The 19,682-nt window shown below is 34.5% G+C and carries 17 protein-coding genes and 1 pseudogene; 10 read left to right on the top strand and 8 right to left on the bottom strand.

Annotated features, from left to right (window positions below; all coding sequences use genetic code 11):
* Positions 1-226 precede the first annotated feature (226 nt).
* Complete coding sequence (locus AWV75_RS13445) at positions 227-2,641, bottom strand: S9 family peptidase (protein WP_060874870.1); 2,415 nt, start codon at positions 2,639-2,641, stop codon at positions 227-229.
* Between the two features lie 129 nt (positions 2,642-2,770).
* On the opposite strand from AWV75_RS13445, the gene AWV75_RS13440 reads away from it, so the two are divergent.
* The gene (locus tag AWV75_RS13440; protein ID WP_060874869.1) at positions 2,771-3,775 is read left to right on the top strand and encodes a 3-oxoacyl-ACP synthase III family protein; all 1,005 of its coding nucleotides are present in this window, start codon (positions 2,771-2,773) and stop codon (positions 3,773-3,775) included.
* Between the two features lie 35 nt (positions 3,776-3,810).
* On the top strand, positions 3,811-4,494 hold the full coding sequence (locus AWV75_RS13435) for a sterol desaturase family protein (protein WP_060874868.1): 684 nt from the start codon (positions 3,811-3,813) through the stop codon (positions 4,492-4,494).
* 837 nt (positions 4,495-5,331) lie between these two features.
* On the opposite strand, the gene AWV75_RS13430 is transcribed toward AWV75_RS13435, so the two are convergent.
* From AWV75_RS13430 to AWV75_RS13410, 5 genes are all read right to left on the bottom strand, one after another.
* Positions 5,332-6,219 (bottom strand): endonuclease I family protein, encoded by an 888-nt coding sequence (locus AWV75_RS13430; protein ID WP_060874867.1) that lies wholly within the window; start codon positions 6,217-6,219, stop codon positions 5,332-5,334.
* An 18-nt stretch (positions 6,220-6,237) separates the two neighbouring features.
* A complete protein-coding gene (locus AWV75_RS13425; RefSeq protein ID WP_060874866.1) occupies positions 6,238-7,452 on the bottom strand; it encodes an RsmB/NOP family class I SAM-dependent RNA methyltransferase in 1,215 nt (404 codons plus the stop codon).
* Positions 7,453-7,535: 83 nt separating this feature from the next.
* Positions 7,536-7,970: a hypothetical protein gene (locus AWV75_RS13420; RefSeq protein ID WP_060874865.1), complete on the bottom strand. Its 435-nt coding sequence runs from the start codon at positions 7,968-7,970 to the stop codon at positions 7,536-7,538.
* A 6-nt stretch (positions 7,971-7,976) separates the two neighbouring features.
* On the bottom strand, positions 7,977-8,399 hold the full coding sequence (locus AWV75_RS13415) for a hypothetical protein (protein ID WP_060874864.1): 423 nt from the start codon (positions 8,397-8,399) through the stop codon (positions 7,977-7,979).
* 44 nt (positions 8,400-8,443) lie between these two features.
* Positions 8,444-8,992 (bottom strand): RNA polymerase sigma factor, encoded by a 549-nt coding sequence (locus AWV75_RS13410; RefSeq protein WP_060874863.1) that lies wholly within the window; start codon positions 8,990-8,992, stop codon positions 8,444-8,446.
* Between the two features lie 169 nt (positions 8,993-9,161).
* Here AWV75_RS13410 and AWV75_RS13405 point away from each other — a divergent pair, with 169 nt between their 5' ends.
* The 4 genes from AWV75_RS13405 (at position 9,162) to ung (ending at position 12,114) form a co-directional block, all read left to right on the top strand.
* A complete protein-coding gene (locus AWV75_RS13405; RefSeq protein ID WP_060874862.1) occupies positions 9,162-9,830 on the top strand; it encodes an HAD family hydrolase in 669 nt (222 codons plus the stop codon).
* A gap of 205 nt (positions 9,831-10,035) precedes the next feature.
* Positions 10,036-10,551, top strand: coding sequence for a hypothetical protein (locus tag AWV75_RS13400; protein ID WP_002986010.1), 516 nt, complete (start codon positions 10,036-10,038; stop codon positions 10,549-10,551).
* Between the two features lie 151 nt (positions 10,552-10,702).
* Positions 10,703-11,443, top strand: a complete 741-nt coding sequence (locus tag AWV75_RS13395) for a hypothetical protein (RefSeq protein WP_060874861.1) — start codon at positions 10,703-10,705, stop codon at positions 11,441-11,443.
* Complete coding sequence (ung, locus tag AWV75_RS13390) at positions 11,443-12,114, top strand: uracil-DNA glycosylase (protein ID WP_060874860.1); 672 nt, start codon at positions 11,443-11,445, stop codon at positions 12,112-12,114. Before AWV75_RS13395 ends, ung begins: the two co-directional genes overlap by 1 nt.
* A gap of 51 nt (positions 12,115-12,165) precedes the next feature.
* On the opposite strand, the gene AWV75_RS13385 is transcribed toward ung, so the two are convergent.
* Entirely contained in the window at positions 12,166-13,941 is a 1,776-nt protein-coding gene (locus AWV75_RS13385; protein WP_060874859.1) for an aminopeptidase P family protein, read from the bottom strand.
* A gap of 96 nt (positions 13,942-14,037) precedes the next feature.
* Positions 14,038-14,946 carry a lysophospholipid acyltransferase family protein gene (locus AWV75_RS13380; protein WP_060874858.1) on the bottom strand — a complete coding sequence of 303 codons (909 nt, stop codon included), beginning with the start codon at positions 14,944-14,946 and terminating at the stop codon, positions 14,038-14,040.
* A 103-nt stretch (positions 14,947-15,049) separates the two neighbouring features.
* Here AWV75_RS13380 and AWV75_RS13375 point away from each other — a divergent pair, with 103 nt between their 5' ends.
* From AWV75_RS13375 to AWV75_RS13360, 4 genes and pseudogenes are all read left to right on the top strand, one after another.
* Entirely contained in the window at positions 15,050-15,697 is a 648-nt protein-coding gene (locus AWV75_RS13375) for a rhomboid family intramembrane serine protease (RefSeq protein WP_060874857.1), read from the top strand.
* A 91-nt stretch (positions 15,698-15,788) separates the two neighbouring features.
* The gene (locus AWV75_RS13370) at positions 15,789-16,490 is read left to right on the top strand and encodes an SIMPL domain-containing protein (RefSeq protein WP_060874856.1); all 702 of its coding nucleotides are present in this window, start codon (positions 15,789-15,791) and stop codon (positions 16,488-16,490) included.
* A 936-nt stretch (positions 16,491-17,426) separates the two neighbouring features.
* A complete protein-coding gene (locus tag AWV75_RS13365; RefSeq protein ID WP_060874855.1) occupies positions 17,427-18,065 on the top strand; it encodes a LexA family transcriptional regulator in 639 nt (212 codons plus the stop codon).
* Positions 18,066-18,746: 681 nt separating this feature from the next.
* Positions 18,747-19,682 (top strand): annotated as a pseudogene (locus AWV75_RS13360) (hypothetical protein); the annotation flags it as partial.

The following is a 19,682-nucleotide window of genomic DNA, read 5'->3' as shown; positions in this document are numbered from 1 at the left end:
TTTCTTTGTGAGGCGGTGAGAGGATGAGCAAACCTCATCCTCTCACCTTCTCATAATCTCCACCCAGTATGTCACCCCGACGGAGGAGGGGTCGCATTAGTCACTCAACGCGAGTTATCCTTTTCAGTATTAAAAGAAGAAACTCTGTTTTAATCGAAAATCTACTCTTCTCTTCTTTCTCCTTTCCTCTCCCCAATAAAAAAAAGCCCCAATATTGGGGCTTTTTTTATTTAAGGTATTTTTCTAAGAACTGATCTTGTTCCCATAATAAATGTAAAATGTTTTCTTTAGCAACGTAACCGTGACTTTCCTTCGGCAGGATTACCATACGTACAGGTGCTCCTAATCCTTTTAGCGCTTGGAAATAGCGCTCTGTTTGAAGTGTAAATGTCCCAGGGTTGTTGTCAGCTTCACCGTGTACTAATAACATTGGTGTTTTCATTTTATCTGCATTCATGAAAGGCGACATGGTATTGTACACTTGAGGTACTTCCCAATAGTTGCGCTGTTCTGTTTGGAATCCAAAAGGGGTTAACGTTCTGTTATACGCACCACTTCTAGCAATTCCAACGGCAAATAAATCCGAATGCGTTAATAAGTTTGCAGTCATAAATGCCCCATACGAGTGTCCTCCAACCCCAACTTTTTTACGATCAATGTAACCTAAAGCATCAACAGCATCAATTGCTGCTTTACCATTGGCAACTAATTGCTCAATATACGTGTCATTAGGCTCCTCTGTTCCTTCTCCTACAATTGGGAATGCTGCATCATCCAATACCGCATATCCTTTCGTTACCCAGTATACAAATGATCCATAGTATGGGAAGGTAAATTCGCTGGAATTAGATGTTACCTGTCCAGCGCTATTTTTATCTTTATATTCAGTTGGATAAGCCCAAATTAATAAAGGTAATTTCTCTGTTTTGTTCTTTCTGTCGTAATTGGCAGGCAAGTACAACGTACCTGATAGCTCTAAACCATCTGCTCTTTTGTACGTAATTACTTCTTTGTAAACCCCATTTAAGCTCTCAAAAGGATTTTTGAATGTAGTAATAGGGGTGATATCATTTTTCTTCTTGATATTTCTGAAGTAGTAATTAGGGTACTCTGTTGGAGATTGAATAGAAACGAGTACCAATCCTTTTTTGATATCTTCAATAGATTGAATACTTTCTTTTTTGGTTGTATAGGTAGATTGATACAAACGCTTTGTTTTTAGCGTTGCTAAATCAAATTCGTCAATAAAAGGAAATTGACCTTTTGGGGTATAACCTTCCCCAATCAAGTACATTTTATTGTTTTCAATCGCAAGTGTATAGAGACCATATTTGTTTCTTTTTGTTTCAAATGTTCCTGGATCACTGTAAACATCCTGAGAGTTTCTATCTTCAATTTTTACAGGATTTGCATTGAAAGTAGAAGGATCAATGATGTATTGTCTGATGTTACGTGTGTCGTACCATTGATCTGCTACAAGAGCCACTTGATCATTCCCCCAAGTAATTCCCGCATAGCGTTGTGATAATTTCACGATAGATTTTGGTGCTGTTGTAAAGGGAGCTTCCCAAGTGAATACTTCGTCTCTGTATTCGATTTCTTTTGCAGGATCACCACCATCTAAAGCTTCTACATAAGATAAAGTTGCTGGTTGATCTCCGCGCCATTGCATGCTTCTCTTCCCTTCTCTTACTGCCATAAATCCTTTAGGCATGATTTCATTTAGCGGTACGTCATTCACTACCTTAACTAAGGTTCCATCCATTTTGTATATCGTTGTCTTCATAGGAAAACGATTCAGCGGAACAAGGTAAGAAAAAGGCTTTTCTAAAGTAGTAAGCATTAGGTAATTTCCATCAGGGGAAATAGCTTCACTTGCGTACATGGCAGCCTCTTTGAATAGCTTTTTATTTCCATTGATATCAACTAGATATAATTCAGAAGTGACCAATGTTTCAAAGTTAGCTTCATCCGTTTTGTTCTTTAAAAGATCTTGATAGGTTCTGTTTTGAGAAACAACGCCTTCTTCACTAACCGAAACAATAGGACCAGTTGGTAAATTCTTTTTGGTGTCTATTAGAGCAGCTCTATTTGTTGGTATAACACTAACCAACACTTGTTGGTTGTCTTTTAACCATGTAATAGGATTTCCTAAATTGGCATTGAGGTTTGCGTCTGTTAGTTTTTTAGCTTCTGCAGTTTTGAAATCAACGACCCAAAGTTCAACACCCGTAGCAGTGGTGTGAGTAAAAGCTATTTTCGTTTGATCAGGCGAAATAGTAACATTAGAAATTCTAGGGTTTGCAGGTAATCCTTTCACTTGAATTTCTGTTTTGTCTTTTACTTTTCTAACTTTTAAGTTGTTAATGTACGTAAGAGTACTTGAAATGTTTGTGTTTACATCGATTCGTAAACCACCTAATCGCATCTCTTCAACATTTAAATCATCTAATGTTTTGTATGTGCTGCGGTAACTTAAAAGCATATACTCCATTTTGCTATCCATAAAGATAGAAGGAGCACGTTCAAATTCTGCTAGTTGCAAAATTTCTTGCGAAGGCTTTTGGTAGGTTACATTTTCTTGTGCAAACATAGATGTAATTAAAAAAAGAGAGAATAAAGAAGTTTTTAAAATCTTCATTTTTTGTTTGTTTTAGTTTATCTGAGCAAGATACGTGGAATATTTATAAAATATATCGTTTTTGTAGTTGATGTTTTTTAAAATACACAAAAAACTTACCTTTGCTTCAACAAATTAAATCAGATAAATATGTTTAGATCAAAGATTTCGGGTCTAGGTTATTATGTGCCCGATAACGTAGTAACCAATGACGATTTGTCAAAAATAATGGATACAAACCATGAATGGATCGTTGAAAGAACGGGAATTCACGAGCGTAGACATAAGGTTTTGGAAGAAGATACTACTTCAGGAATGGGGGTGAAAGCGGCTAGAAAAGCCATGGAACGAGCAGGAGTAGAAGCCAAGGATATTGATTTTGTTGTATTCGCAACATTGAGTCCAGATTATTATTTTCCTGGTCCAGGTGTTTTGTTACAAAAAGAATTAGGTCTAAATACAGTAGCTGCCTTGGATATTAGAGCGCAATGTTCTGGTTTTATTTATGCGTTATCTGTGGCAGATCAATACATCAAAACAGGAATGTATAAGACGGTTTTGGTTGTAGGATCAGAAGTGCATTCAGCAGGATTGGACATGACAACTAGAGGAAGAGCCGTTTCAGTTATTTTTGGAGATGGAGCAGGAGCCGCTGTTTTAACGCGTTCTGAAGACGAAACAGGAATTTTATCTACTCATATTCATTCTCAAGGAGAACATGCAGAAGAGTTAGCTTTAATTGCTCCAGGAATGGGAGGAAGATGGGTGTCTGATATTTTGAAAGACAATGATCCAGATGATTTGAGTTATATGCCACATATGAATGGACAATTTGTATTTAAGAATGCAGTTGTACGCTTCAGTGAAGTGATTATGGAAGGATTAGAAGCCAATAAACTTCAAGTAACTGATATTGATATGTTGATCCCACATCAGGCGAATTTGAGAATTTCTCAATTTATTCAACAAAAATTTGGATTGTCTGATGATCAGGTATTTAATAATATTCAAAAATACGGTAATACAACTGCAGCATCTGTGCCTATTGCGCTAACAGAAGCTTGGGAACAAGGTAAAATTAAAACGGGAGACGTAGTCGTTTTAGCTGCTTTTGGAAGTGGGTTTACTTGGGGAAGTGTTGTGTTAAAGTGGTAATTTCTTTATCTTAGCTAGAAAAGTAGTTAAGATATATGAAATTTGATAAGATAAATAACAAAGGACAGGCAAGACTATTTGAGAATCCCTATTTAGAAATGTTGACTAAGGGACATCCCGCTATCATCTGGGGGATGTATATTCCCATATTGTCTTATATTATTTATACCGGTTATACCGATTACAATTTATCCGTTCAGAACCTCATACTTCTGTTTTTAGGAGGGATGTTGTTCTGGACGTTTTTTGAATATTTAGCCCACCGCTATTTGTTTCACCTCATTAGTGAAAAGCAAAACCTACAACGCGTGGCTTATATTATGCATGGTAATCATCACCATTACCCTAGAGATAGACAACGTCTATTTATGCCTCCTGTTCCCAGTATTATTTTAGCTTCTATACTTTTTGGACTACAATACCTCCTTTTAGGCCGATATTCCTTTGGGTTTTACCCCGGATTTATCATTGGTTATTTGCTCTATGCCTCTATGCATTATGCTATTCACGCTTTTGCTCCACCTTTTAAGTTTATGAAACCGCTGTGGCGAAACCATCATTTACATCATTATAAAGACGAAGAATTAGGTTTTGGTGTAAGCAATACCTTCTGGGATCGCGTTTTTGGTACGATGTTCGATTTGTCAAAAGAAAAAGAAGACAAAGAAAAAGTAAAGGAATTGATGTTTGAGAAAAGAAAAGGGAAATCGAAAACGTAGTCTAGATTCATCGAACACCAAAACAAATATATGAACTCTGAGAGATAGAATGGAAAAGGGAGAAGAGTGAATTTTCTAATTAAAACAGAGTTTCTTCTTTAATCGACAAACCCCACGATTTCACAAAATACAAACCTCACTTACTAGAAGATGAGAATGGTGAGTTGATGAGGTAAATCATTCTAGCTAAAGAGAATTCTTCTTCTTTAATCGACAATTCTCACGACTTCACAAAGAACAAAGAACAAACCTCACTTACTAGAAGATGTGAATGGTGAGGTGGTGAGTTGATGAGGTAAATCATTCTAGTTAAAGAGAATTCTTCTTCTTTAATCGACAAACCCCACAATTTGAAAAAATACAAACCTCACTTACTAGAAGATGAGAATGGTGAGTTGATGAGGTGGTGAGTTGATGAGGTAAATCATTCTAGCTAAAGAGAATTCTTCTTCTTTAATCGACAATTCTCACGACTTCACAAAGAGCAAAGAGCAAACCTCACTTACGAGAAGATGAGAATGGTGAGTTGATGAGGTAAATCATTCTAGTTAAAGAGAATTCTTCTTCTTTAATCGATAATTCTTACGACTTCACAAAGAGCAAAGAGCAAACCTTACAAAGAGCAAAGCTCACTTACTAGAAGATGTGAATGGTGAGGTGGTGAGTCGATGAGGTAAATCATTCTAGTTAAAGAGAATTCTTCTTCTTTAATCGACAATTCTCACGACTTAACAAAGAGCAAAGAACAAAGAACAAAGCGCAAAAAGCAAACAAAAAAAAACCAATCCTAAAAAGAATTGGTTTTCTATCTCTTGATAATCTTCTGTAAATCGTTTACTACCATCTATTTTCCGCTACTGGACCACCCCAAAGTTGGGTTGCCAAGTGAGGATTATCAATAAATGGATTTCGGTTGCCTTGAATTTCAGGTTTACTCAAATATTCATTGCGTTGTATCTCAATCGCAGAAACAGGATCTTCAGCATTCCATTGCAGGAGTATGTTTACCATATGAGCATCACGGTCATTTTTTTCTCCAACTGCTACATTTGTTGGTAGACATTGACTAGGGTAGCGCAGATACATATAGAGCATCATACGAGCCACATCGCCTTTCCAGTCATCTCCAGGATACCATCCACCTTGTACATCGCCAGCAATTCCAGATCCTTGTGCAAATTTCTTATTGCCTCGTTGTGCATTCCATTGTACATCAGCAGGTCTAATATGATGAGCGTCTTCATTTGCTCCTGTGCTGGATTGTTCTAGTTTAGGTGTACCTAAAGAACGCGCATAGGTATGCTCTCTATTCCATTGATTCTGACGACCACCGTTTTGATTTTTCCCTTTTGTATAAGCTTTTTTTCCTTGAAGAATACCTCGTTCTCCATAAAGTAAATACACTTCATTGGCTGCGGGAGTTAAATCTGTTACTTTCAGCACGTCCCACAACTCATTATAGGTCAGGTGATGACGGTGTTGTTTCGTTGTTAATTGACTTAAATCCTCTTGTAAAGCCATACTAGACTTGGAAAAATCGATTTCCTTATAGTAAGTCTTTATCGTTTGAGGAATGGTATAAGTAACTTCCTGTTTTGTTTCAGAAACCCCTGCTTGTGTTGTTTCTATTGGACTAAAACCCGTGATAGGCTGTGTTTTGTTCTTTGTACATCCACAACTAAGAAGTAATGAAGCGAACAAAACAACGACCAAATACTTTTTCATACCAAAATCTTACGCTTCTTATTTAATTCTTTCTAATAAAGCCATGTAAAACCCATCAAAACCGGTTTGATGTGCCAATACTTTGTGGTCCTTAATGAATTTGAAATTTTGTCCATGTTCAGAAGCTAAGAACTTTTCAATTTGCTTTTCATTTTCAGAAGGCAAGATTGAACAAGTAGCATATACAACATTTCCACCTACTTTGACTATTTTTGAATAGTCTTGTAAGATTTGTTGTTGTACCTTTTTGATTTCCTCTACAAATTCAGGCTGTAATTTCCATTTAGTATCAGGATTACGCTTGATCACTCCTAAACCACTACATGGAGCATCAATCAAAACGCGATCTGCTTTTTCGTGTAGTTTTTTAATGGTTTTTGTTCCTTCAATGATGCGGTATTCAATATTAAAAGCGCCATTTCTTTTGGCTCTGATTTTCAATTGCTTTTGCTTGCTTTCATAGATATCCATCGCAATAATCTGCCCTTTATTTTCCATTAAAGAAGCCATGTGAAGTGTTTTTCCTCCAGCACCCGCACAAGTATCTACCACGCGCATACCTGGTTCAACCCCTAAGAAAGGAGCGACCAATTGAGAAGAAGCATCTTGTACCTCAAATAAACCTTCTTTGAAAGCATCGGTTAAAAATACATTTGCTCTTTCTTTTAAGATTAAGGCATCTGGATATTCTTCCGGTTGTATTGTTTCAATATCTAAATCCATCAAAATAGCATGCAATTTCTTACGTGTAGTTTTTAAAGTATTCACACGTAAAATAACCTGTGCTTGTTGATTTTGCGCTGTTATTTCTTTAGACCAAAGTTCTTCACCTAATTCTTTTACGCCCAATTCATCCATCCAATCGGGAATCGCTTCTTTGAATTTTCTGATTTTACTTAGTTCATCAAATCTACCTTTAATTCGGCGAATAGGAGCATTTTCAAAATACTTCCAATCCGGCAAGTTGTACCCTCTTAATACAGCCCAAACGGTAAAAATACGCCATGCATCGTCGCGAGTAAATGGTTCTTTTACTTCTGCGATTTCAGTATACAGCCTTTTCCAACGCACAATTTCGTAAATTGTCTCAGCTACGAATTTGCGGTCTGCACTTCCCCAACGCTTGTCTTTTTTCAAGGCTTTTGCAACCACTTTGTCTGCATATTCCCCTTCGTTGAAAATTAGTAAGATAGAGTCAATAACGGTAAAAACTAAGTTTCTGTGTAATCTCATTATATATATAAATAAAATAGCCTACAAATATAGGTCTTTTGTAGGCTAGGTTAAGAAGGTTTTGCTATTTTTTATTCAATCCCTTATTTTTTGTCTTTATATTTTTTCAGTAACTTTCGATTAAAGTCGTCTTCTGCCTTTTTCAACAAGAGTATTTTTTTGTTTGATAAAATCTTCTTGCTATCTAAAATGAACTGGTTTCGAAGGGAACAATAATCCTCTTCAAAAGTAAGTAAAGCTTGCACTTTCTCAGTTGCTTGTTTTTCAGTTAGTCCCTCAATATCTTGGGTTTCATTCGATTTGATATAATGAATTACTTCTGAATGTCTAAGTTTAGACAATTTATTGTCGTAGGTATTGTATATCGGCCAAAATTTTTCAGCTTCTTCTGTAGTTAAGTTTAATACAGTAGTTAAATGCGCTATTTTTAAAGACTTGATTTTATCCGCATCCCCATGTTGCGCATAGCTAAAAAGGGAGCAACCGAACAAGATAAATAGATAGAAGAATCTTTTCATAGTATATTAATAATTTAGGTAGTAGTCAAGATCAATATTGGTTTGTACATAGTCATTGATCTCTTTCTGATTGACGTTGATTTGATGCTCCAACTCTTTGAGATCACCTTCATCAAAAGATTGAATCAAATCGTTAGACCAAGTATACGCTGGATCGTATTCTAAATACTGTTCTAAAGCTTCCGTGCTAATAGCCGATGTAGTTTTTACTTTTAGAAATATACCTAAGCCGAGTAATAGTGTAACAGCTGCCGCAATAGAGGCATATTGTTTGACTGGCGTCAATCGGAAGATTTTTGCCCTTGGCTTGAGTTGCTCTTCGCGCTGGGCTAGACGGTCAAACAGACGCGTATCTAGGGTGTCAAAATACCCTTCAGGCGTTTTGAATCCATCTTTTCTAGCGGGATGAGGTTGATTATTGGTCATCATTTTTATATACTTCTGCTAATTAGACTGATTTATGATAGAAAGGTTTAATGCGATTTTAAAAAAAGTTCAATTTTTTTCATCGCATGGTGGTACGAGGCTTTTAGAGCCCCAACGGAGGTCTCGAGAATGTCTGATATACTTTGGTAATCCAGCTCTTGAAAATAGCGCATTTTAAATACGAGTTGTTGCTTTTCGGGTAGTGTGGCTATAGCTTTATGCAAGAGTTGTGTTGCTTCATCTCCATTGAAAAAAGAATCCGTTTCAAGGTGTTCAATTAACTGTTGATTGTATTCCTCTAAGCTCACTTTTTGCCTCTTGCTCTTTTGTTTTAAAAAGTCCAAGGCATGATTCGTTGCAATGCGGAAAAGCCAAGAGGAGAGTTTGCTATTACCTTTAAAGCTGTCTATATTTTCGTAGGCTTTGATAAAGGTTTCTTGTAAGACATCATCTGCATCTTCGTGCTGGATTACAATCGACCGGATATGGTAATATAACATCGTCTTGTTTTGCGCGATAAGGGTGCGAAAAGCAGTGTCTTTGGTATCGATATGTTGCAGTTGTTGTACGAATTGTTCTTCTTCCGAGGCTAACAAGATGAATAAGTATTTGAATGTGAGGTAAGGTGTAAATGTAAAAATAATAAAAAGAGTCGAGGCGACCCTACTATTTTAGATATAATTTACTGGTACAGTACTAAATCTCTAGTTCTGGGCTATTTGGTATAGCGAAAAACCCCTTACCTTTACACAAAAATTGACCATTATGTTACGTACAGTTATTTTTGATATGGATGGAGTAATTGTGGACACAGAGCCTGTTCATCGTTATGCCTATTTTCAGCATTTTGACGAATTGGGGATTGAAGTTCCTGAAGAGATGTATACTTCTTTTACTGGATTTTCTACCAAAAACACCTATCAAAAAGTAAAGGAACACTTTCAATTAGCCCAAGAAGTTCCTGATTTGGTTTTACGCAAACGCACTTTATTTAATGAATCTTTTGATACCAAACCCGATTTAGAACTTATTGAAGGAGTTCGCGATTTAATTGTACAGCTTCATGAACAGGATATTGAATTGATTTTGGGATCATCTGCATCAAAAAGTACGATTCATCGGGTATTTAATCGTTTTGACTTGTTTCCGTACTTCACTCATATTGTGAGTGGAGAGGATTTTCCGAAATCTAAGCCTGATCCAGCGATTTTCAATCAAGCGGCTTCTTTAGCTAAAATTGCAACAAAAGAACACTGTTTGGTAATTGAAGACAGTACCAATGGTATTAAAGCTGCAAATGCTGCGGGAATTAAAGTATTGGGGTATCAAAGTCAGAATTCTAAACAACAGGATTATAGCACCGCGGATTTTATCATTGAATCTTTCTTGCACGTAGATTCACATAAATTAGCTCATTTATTTCAATCGAAATAAATGAAAATAAGGCGAGGTATAAAATTGGAGGTGTAGGGGAGGGAAGGAGCATTCGTTCAATTGATTGGAATAATTGGGATAAAAAACGAAGGATGCAACTGAACAACAAACAAACCGCACAAAAGACAAGAGGTTTATGAGGAATAATTTTTATACTACGCTTATTTTTTTAATTTTGCATTCTTAATGAAGTTAATTATAGCGTATGTTTCATAGGTATATTAAATTAGGTATCGCAGCACTATTACTAGCAATGGCTGTTTGGCAGTTTTATGAATCGAATATTGGAAATGGAATTTTCTTACTATTCTTAATGGGGCTTGTAATACTATTGTATTTCAAAAATGAGTTCATTTTATTGTCTTTTTTAAAATTGAGAAAACAAGATTTTGAAGGAGCTGAAAGATGGTTGAAAAAAATTAAAAATCCTGAAACAGCTTTAGTGAGAAAGCAAAATGGGTATTATAATTACTTGATGGGGATTATGACTTCTCAAACGAATTTGAATGCTTCTGAAAAATACATGAAGAAAGCAATTGAATTAGGTTTAAATATGGATCAAGATTTAGCTATGGCCAAACTACAATTAGCTGGAATTTCTATGACAAAGCGCAGAAAATTAGAAGCGACGAAGTTATTAGGAGAAGCGCAAAAATTAGATAAACAAGGGATGCTAAAAGATCAAATCAAAATGATGAAAGAGCAAATGAAACGCTTGTAAACAAAAATATATAAACAAAAGCCACATGTACAACATGTGGCTTTTGTTTTTTACTTCTAGTTTTACTGCTTTGGATATAAAATAAATCGCAGAAAGTGAGGAATATTTGAAAAGTTTTATATTTTTGATTTCTTAATAAAATATTAATAAGATGAAGTTATATCTGTCGGTCATTTTACTTTTCTTAAGTATTGTTCAGATTCAAGCACAAGGTTTAGATAAAAATAAGGTAAAAATAGGAGGAAGTTATCAAAGTGATTTATTTATAGATGCGTGTCCGTATTACAACTACTTCGTTGATGCTGAGAAGTCTTCAACGGGATATCACTATGGTAACAGACCGATAGCACTAGTTCCAGAAGGGTTTTCTACAGTAAAGAAGAACTTAGAAGATCTTTTGGTGACTAAAGTAGGGGCAGATATGGTGAGCAAATTAAAGTTCAAAGGGGTTAGTATTAGCGCATATGATAGTATACGCAAGTTTGAATCAAGATATCCCGTGGTGGATATGAGTAAATGTTTGACTAAATATTTCTTTTACTACGATTTCGAACCTGTCGCTGGAGTGAGCTATTGCGTGGGTATTGCATTAAACGATTACCAGCAAATTATTTCACCTTTGCAATTACCTGAAACAGCAGAGAAATTAGCCTTAGATTATTCCTTAGATTTGTGTAAAGTATTGCAAATTGCCAAAGAAACAGGAACGAAGTTTGAACCTGTTGATTTTGTGTCTTTTGAGTTTGATCCAGATAAAAAGGAATTTTTCTGGGTGGTACGCCAACAAATTGTCAAGCCTAAAAAAGGATTGAACGAATACAATCAAATATTAATTGAAGCAAGAGATGCTACGCAAGTAGTATCTTATCGAAGAACCGTTTATATCGAATAATGAGTTTTAAATTACAGCATACAAGTTGGAATACAGTTTTACAAAGTGAATTTGAACAGCCGTATTTCAAAGATTTACAAGCCTTTGTCGCTCAAGAAAGAGCAACGAAAACAATTTATCCTCCTCAGGAGCAAGTATTTCAAGCGTTGGAAAGTCTTGATTTTTCTGATGTCAAAGTGGTGATCTTAGGACAAGATCCTTATCACGGTGAATTTCAGGCAAATGGTTTGGCTTTTTCCGTACATCAAGGCGTAAAATTTCCTCCAAGCTTGAAGAATATATTCAAAGAATTGGAAGAAGATTTAGGGATAAAGAATATCCACAATGGAGATTTATCAAGTTGGGCTAAACAAGGCGTACTATTGCTGAATGCGACATTAACTGTAGAAGCTTCTAAAGCAGGATCACATCAAAAGAAAGGATGGGAAAGGTTTACAGATGCTGTAATTGAAAGGGTCGCTACAGAATTAGAGCATGTTGTATTTGTTTTATGGGGAAGTTATGCCCAAAAGAAAGGCAAGATGATTGACCGCTCGAAGCATTTCGTAATAGAAACTGCACACCCTTCTCCTTTGTCTGTATATCGAGGATTTTACGGGAGCAAACCCTTTTCAAAAATTAATGATTATTTAGTTCATACTGGACAAGAACCAATTAATTGGCAAGTATAATATAACGTAATAAAAAAACCGTCTACTTAAGTAGACGGTTTTTTTATTTGATTAAATAGCTTTTGTTTTTTCTCTTAACCAAGAAGCTTCTTCGGTTGATAATAAATCTTTTAAGCTGTTGTATACCCATTCATTGTATTGGTTTAACCAATCAATATGCGTTTGTTCTAACCATTTTGTATCAACTAAATCTGTAGCGATATAACAGATGGTCAACGTTTCAAAATCCATGAAATCGCCAAATTGATTTGAATCTAGGTCTTTAGCTAAAACTAAGTTTTCAATTCGAATTCCATGTTTTCCTTCGCGATATAATCCTGGTTCAATTGAGGTAATCATACCCTTTTCAATAGCAATATCGGTAGGCGTTGGGTTGAATACGTGTGGACCTTCGTGCACATTCAAGAAAAATCCAACACCATGTCCTGTACCATGTCCATAATTTCTCAATGTAGCCCAAATAGGTCTTCTTGTAATCGCATCAATTTGATATCCACGTGTTCCTTTTGTATAAACAGCCATAGATCCTTCAATAGTACCTCTTAAAACGATGGTATAATCATCTTTTTCTTCTTGCGTAGGCGTACCTAAAGCTACAACACGAGTAATATCTGTTGTTCCTGTTTCGTATTGTCCTCCAGAATCAACTAATAACAACCCTTCTGTTTTTAAATCATAACTACTTTGCTCATTGGCAGAATAGTGAGGCAATGCTCCGTGATCTTTATACCCTGCGATAGTATTGAAACTGATGTCTTTGAACCCTGGTTGAGCAGCGCGTAATCCAAGTAGATGATCTGCAATATTCAACTCCGTCAATGTTTCACTAGCTACATTTTCTTCAATCCATTTGAAGAATTTTGTCATAGCAACACCATCATGAATCATGGCTTGTCTTTCGTGCGCTATTTCAACGTCGTTTTTAATCGCTTTTAATAAAGTAGAAGGATTCATATCCTCTTTGATGTTTACTGTAACAGGAACGCTGTCATATGTAGCAAAACACGTGCGTTTAGGGTCAAGTAAAATGGTACTTCCCGCAGGAATAGCTGCAATGGTTTGAGGTAAGCTATCGTATGCTGCAAGGGTAATGCCGAAGCTACTTAATTCTTGTTTTGTCGCTTCTTCTAATTTAGTTGCATCAATAAACAAGATTGCTTTTTCTGCATCAAGATAGATAAAGCTCAAGGTTACAGGATTACAAGGTACATCTGTGCCTCTGATATTGAACAACCAAGCAATATCATCCAAAGAAGAAATGATATGGCAAGTGGCTCTTTTTTGTTTAAGTATAGCTCGTACTTTCGCTAATTTGTCTGCTGTACTTTGCCCCGTAGTAGTTAATGGTAAGGTATAAGCTTTTTCTGTTGGTAGCGCAGGTCTATTTTTCCAAATAGGACTCAGTAAATCCACATGACCATTAATGGTAAATCCAATTGGAGCCAACGTGGATTGAATAGCATTAGCGACAGCTAAAGAGGCTAAATTTCCATCAAATGCGACTACACCTGTTTCAAATTGACTTGCAATCCAGTCCACGTATTCTGGCATGTGTTGAACCTTTAATTTTACTAATTCAAAACCACTAGCCGCTAATTGTTCATTTGCTTGAACAAAATAGCGAGAATCTGTCCATAAACCAGCAAATTGTTGGGTAATCACTAATGTACCAGCAGAACCTGTGAAACCAGAAGTCCAAGCAATACACTTGTAATATTCTGGCAAGTATTCACTAATATGAGGATCCGATGAAGGGATAATATAGGCGTCTATTTTTTGTTCTTTCATTAAAGAACGAATAGCGTTTAGCTTTTCTATATGTGTCATAATATGCGTAATTTCAGTTAAAGGTACAAAATGCAATTTTTATACCTGATATAATTCAGGTGTTTTACTCAGAAAAAAAGAAAATGATAAAGGTTTTTATTGAAAAGACTTGATGTTTGCTGGTTTTTTACCTCTGTGTTTCCATCGTTTGTGTGTCCAAAAATAGTATGCAGGGGCTTCGTGTATTTGTTTTTCTACCTCTTGTAAAAAGCGATTAGTTAATTCATAATTGGGAATTTCTTTTACGTTTTCCTCTTCTTTACGAAGAGGGATAAATGTCGCTTGATAATGCCCTCGTTTTACATATTCAACTTTTAGATACATCGGTTCCATATTGAATTTTTTACATAAGGCTTCGCCACCAGTGAATACAGGAACCTCAATTCCCATAAAATTTTGCCAGTAATTGGCATCTCCAATCATTGGAGATTGATCACTGATAAAAGCATAAATACCATGGTGTTTGTCCATTTCATTTTGGCGAATCACGCGAATGGTTTCTTTCATTTCAACTAGACGAGTATTGAAGCGCGTGCGAATCTTTAAAAATAAATTGTCAAAATGCGGGTTGCCTAATTTTTTATATACAGCATATCCTTGGAAATTAATGAATTTATCCAATATGATTAACCATTCCCAATTGGCATAGTGTGCACAGAAGAGCAAGGCGCTTTTGCCTTGTTTTTCAACCTCTAAGATAGTGTCTAGATTGGTGAATTGAAAGCGTTTTTTGAGCTCTTCTTCAGAAATAGTAAACGTTTTTATCATCTCTAAGAAAATATCACAGAGATGTTTATAAAACTGTTTGACTATTTTTTGTACTTCTTCCTCCGATAAATGAGGCATTGTCAACGTTATGTTTTCTGTTACGGCTTTGCGGCGGTATCTTACGATATGATAGAGTAAGACAAAAAAGCAATCCGATACAAAGTAAAAGATTGGAAAAGGTAATTTAGAAATAAGCCATAAGATAGGATAGGCGATATAGTAAATTAATAACTTCATTATTTTGGTTTAATTTACTAGCAAAGATACTCGATTTAGACTATTTTTAGTCCGTAATTTACGACATAAATTACACCAAGTAACGGATTTTAAATGTATAAAGATGGATATAGCGCCTATTATTTTAGTTATTTTAATTGCTTCAGGAATTGTCACGTATAAGGGACTACAAGATTATGCTTTTTTTGCGAAGTATAATTTTGATTTAGATCGCATTCGCAAAGGAGAAGTGTATCGCATGATTACAGCTGGTTTTTTGCATGTTGATTGGATGCATTTTGCCTTTAATATGTTTACCTTATATATGTTCTCTGGTATTGTGGTGGCTATTAGTGGTAGTTTTTACTTTGTATTGATTTATGTATTGAGTATTATTATAGGAAACATTTTGACCTACCAATTGTATTTTAAACAAAGGCAATACTATGCTGTTGGTGCGTCAGGAGGTGTTACAGGAGTGGTATACGCGTCTATTTTATTGTACCCTGATTTAAAATTGTATTTGTTCTTTATTCCCATTGGGATTAAAGGGTATATTTTCGCTTTAGGTTATTTGCTTTATAGTTTATATGGCATGAAAAAGAAAAGCGATAATATTGGACATGCTGCCCATTTTGGCGGGGCGATTGGGGGATTGGTTTTGACGTTAATTCGTTATCCAGAATTGGTGCAACAACAATTATTTCTAATAGGTTTACTATTGATACCCATTGTTTTACTCCTAATTTTAGCTAAAACCAACAAACTATAGTTGTTAAAGGTTTATTATAAAATGAAAGGTAAACGTATTTTTTTGAGTGAGTTGGCTATATTTGTTAGGAACGATTAAGAAAATATACAAGATGAAAAAGAGTATTTTATTAGCAGGTGCTTGTGTAGCTATGGGGGTAACAGCTCAAGCGCAAGTTGCTACAACAGGAAATAATATCCCTCAAATTCAAGTACAAGGGGTAGGGAAAATAAAAGCTGTACCAGATCAAGCTGTTATTCGATTAGGTATTGAAAACAAAGGAAAAACAGCAGAAGAAGTTAAAAAAACAAATGATGCAATTGTTTCAGCGGTTTTAAAATATTTAAAAGATTCGAAGGTTCCTGAAAAGAATATTCAAACAGAACGCGTAAGCTTTTATTCTTACAAGGATTATACAGATAAAAAAGACTATTACCAAGCAAGTCAAACGATTACACTTACTTTAGAAGATCTATCGAAATATGAAGTATTGGTAGCAGGAGTGATGGGAAAAGGCGTGAATCGAATTGATGGAGTGGAGTATAAATCTTCGCAATTAGCTTCTTACCAAACAGAAGCTAGAAAATTAGCAGTACAAGAAGCAAAGAAAAAAGCGACAGATTATGCAACGGCTTTGGGACAAAAGGTTGGAAAAGTATTAGTGATAACTGATGGTGGGGGTTCTATGCCACCTGTTTTTAGACCGATGTACGCATTGAAAGGTGCTGCAGCTGATGAAGCAATGGATCAAACATTAGCAGTTGGTGAGATTGAAATTAATACATCCGTATCCATTAGTTTTGAATTAGAATAAAAAAAATAAAGTATTTTTACAGACGCCAGGTGGTTTTACCTGGCGTTTTTTTTTTAATTCTTCACAAGTTGAGGTTAAATAGCTAAATAAAAGTAGGATATTGAAAGAGGTTCTTCACCTCTCAAATTTGTAAAATCAATAGGAGAATGTGTCTTTTTAAAACCATTTCTAAGCCTTATTGAGTAGAATTTATCCAAAATTATTATTTTCTTTCACAAAAAGAGATACATATTATCTAAAATATTGGGTATGTGTTTTTTAGTTACAATATGTCATGTTTTGTCTTTTTTACTTATGAAATGTAGATAAATCCTCAATACGAGAAATTATCAGGACTAAATATGGTGAATCGTGTGTTTTTAGAATAATTTTAAATTGTTTGGTTTGTAATTTAATTGTTAAATTATATTTAATCATTGTTGTTTTTTATGGTTTAAATGTATTTAGTAGTAAAAATATCAACCATACTCTATTTTAGTTGTGTAATGTTTAAATTTGCTTCATTGCACTTGAAGAGAAAATTGCTGCTACATTATCGATGAAATAATGAAGCTATTCTTATTTCGTATCAATGAGCGTATGTTTTATTCTCAATTATAAGAATTTTCATTTCTGTAATATCGATGTATGGTTGTTTCGAATTTTTTTGGAATAACAATTCGCGATTTATTCAATGTAATTAATATCCTTTTAAAGTTTTTAATGAAACTTAGGCCTAGGTTTTATTTGATAATCAAAAGTTTTTTGTTAATAAAAAGCTAAAAATAAAATCAGGTGTACTGTTTTTATATTGTTGGTTTTTAGGTGTTTGTGTTTTTTTAGCGACATAATATTAATAGTTTTTTTATTAAAAACGAAAATCGCGATTTTTCTGGCAAGATAATTGATTTTTAGAGAATAGAAGAAAATGTAGAATTAAGAAAAAGAAAGAAAGTTATGTTACAAGCAAACGAAGTAATTAAAAGATTGAAACAACTACTTGGCTACAAGAATGATTTAGAATTGGCTAATCTATTGGGAATTAAACCTAATACTTTATCCTCGTGGAAAGTTCGTGGAACCATGCGTTACGATAAAATTATCGCCATCTGCAAGAAACATAAAATTGATTTAAATGATTTGTTTTTAGCTCATCCAAATTCAGTATTGAATGTAGATTTAGAAAATAGAAGAGTAAAAATGATCTCAGTAGATCATCATATAGAATATTTTTTAAATCCAGAGAAATGTTGTGGTACTTCGCCGAGTTGTGTTTTTCCAACAGAGGAAGAAATTGATATGGCATTTCAGATTGGTGTTGAAAATATGTATCCAACAATTAAGGTAAGTTCTTATGTGCTAACCAAGAAAATCGATTTAGCCGATATTAAACCCTGGCATATTTATTTATTAGTGGTGGAAGGAAAGGGAATTTTATGCTACCGTTTTAAGCGTTATACTGTAGAGGGAGAATTGCTATTTATTAGTGATAATCCTGCTTTTGAGACCTTTACTGTGAACCCAAACGACATTCGAGAAATCTTTTGTATTCGCGGAGCATTTTTACCGAATATCAAAAATTTATCAGACTATTAATAATGCTCAAAATAGGAAATAAAGTCTCAAATGGACTTACATGGGTTGTAAAGACCTCATGTATATTATAGGGTTAGAGTTGATTAAATATGTTCGTCTTCCTACGTGATACTTTACCCAACTTTTATTGATTTGTTTCCTATATAAATCGATAGTTAAAACGAATAATACTAAATAAAATTTTGTGTCTTCCTCTGTAATAAGAGTTGAGTAGTTAGGAACATTTTACTTGACTTGAATACTATTGCTATTTCGTATTACTAATTGAAAGAAGTAAAGTGTTGTGCTTTTAGTAAAAAGAAGTACTACCTGACGTTTTTTTTTGAGTTTTTGATATTTGTTTTTTGAAAAGTGAAAAAAAAGGCAGCGAATTATCTAATTTTTTTTCGTTGTAAGAAAATGCTCATTTCGAGATTGTTTTTATTCTCAAACCTGCTATAGGTAGAGTGGATTCAATAGGGTAGAATTTAATAGATATAAAAAGTGATTTTATGCGAATAATTAGTATAAAACTAAATATGATGCAAATTCATATTTAATATAATTTTACAAGTTTAATGTTATTTATTTGGATTATTTTTTATATTTATTGTAATAATTGCATAGTATTATTAAATTTAATATAATAGGTATAACTTTGTAAGATAAGATTTTAGGAGTTGTATAACAAAAAAAATGAATATGATAAGAAGATTAATTCCGTTAGTAGCACTTATATTGAGTAGTTCAGCAATGGCTCAAGTTGGTATAGGTACTAAAAAAGCAGCTAGCTCTGCTCAATTAGATGTGGTTGCTTTGAAAAAAGGGGTTTTACTACCTAGAGTAAAATTGAATAATAGTACTGATTTTAATCCTATTGAGGGTGAAAAGATTGAAAGTTTATTAGTTTATCATACAGGGAATGCTGAGTTAGCTGCAGGGTTCTACTATTGGAAATCAAATGCTTGGACTCCGTTACTTTCTGGTGATACCTATATTGATAGAAAAAACTATTCTTTTACTATTGCAGGAAATCCTACAAAAAATGGAGAAGAGTCTTTAGTCGTTACAGACAATCAAAATCATAGTGTATATCTTTCAGTTGCAGAAATTGCGAATAATACTACATTCGTTACCAACTTAGTAGAGAACCAAGAGTTCATTACTAAGTTAGGAGATAACGTAGAATTCATTAACCACATTACCAATAACAATGAGTTCATTGAAAATATTATCAATGAATTAAAAGGAAAATATGGAAATGTAAACTACAATCCAACAACCAATACATTTGTGTATTACGATGCACAAGGCGTAGAGCATGACATTGATTGGTCAGCCCTGAATACAGTAAACGTAAGTTTTACTTTGGTAAATGACCGTTTAGTAATTACAGATTCAGCAGGAAATACAGTTTCATTAGCGGTTGAAGAAATTGCTAATAACGAAACGTTCATTACAAATTTAGTAGAGAACCAAGAGTTCATTACTAAGTTAGGAGATAACGTTGAGTTCATTAACCACATTACCAATAACAATGAGTTCATTGAAAATATTATCAATGAATTAAAAGGGAAATATGGAAATGTAAACTACAATCCAACAACCAATACATTTGTGTATTACGATGCACAAGGC

The sequence above is a fragment of the Myroides odoratus genome (assembly GCF_001549985.1).
In the GTDB taxonomy this organism is placed as follows: Bacteria; Bacteroidota; Bacteroidia; order Flavobacteriales; family Flavobacteriaceae; genus Flavobacterium; species Flavobacterium odoratum_A.
The sequence above is the reverse complement of the archived record's forward strand: the minus strand, read 5'-3'. Positions and strand labels throughout refer to the sequence as shown.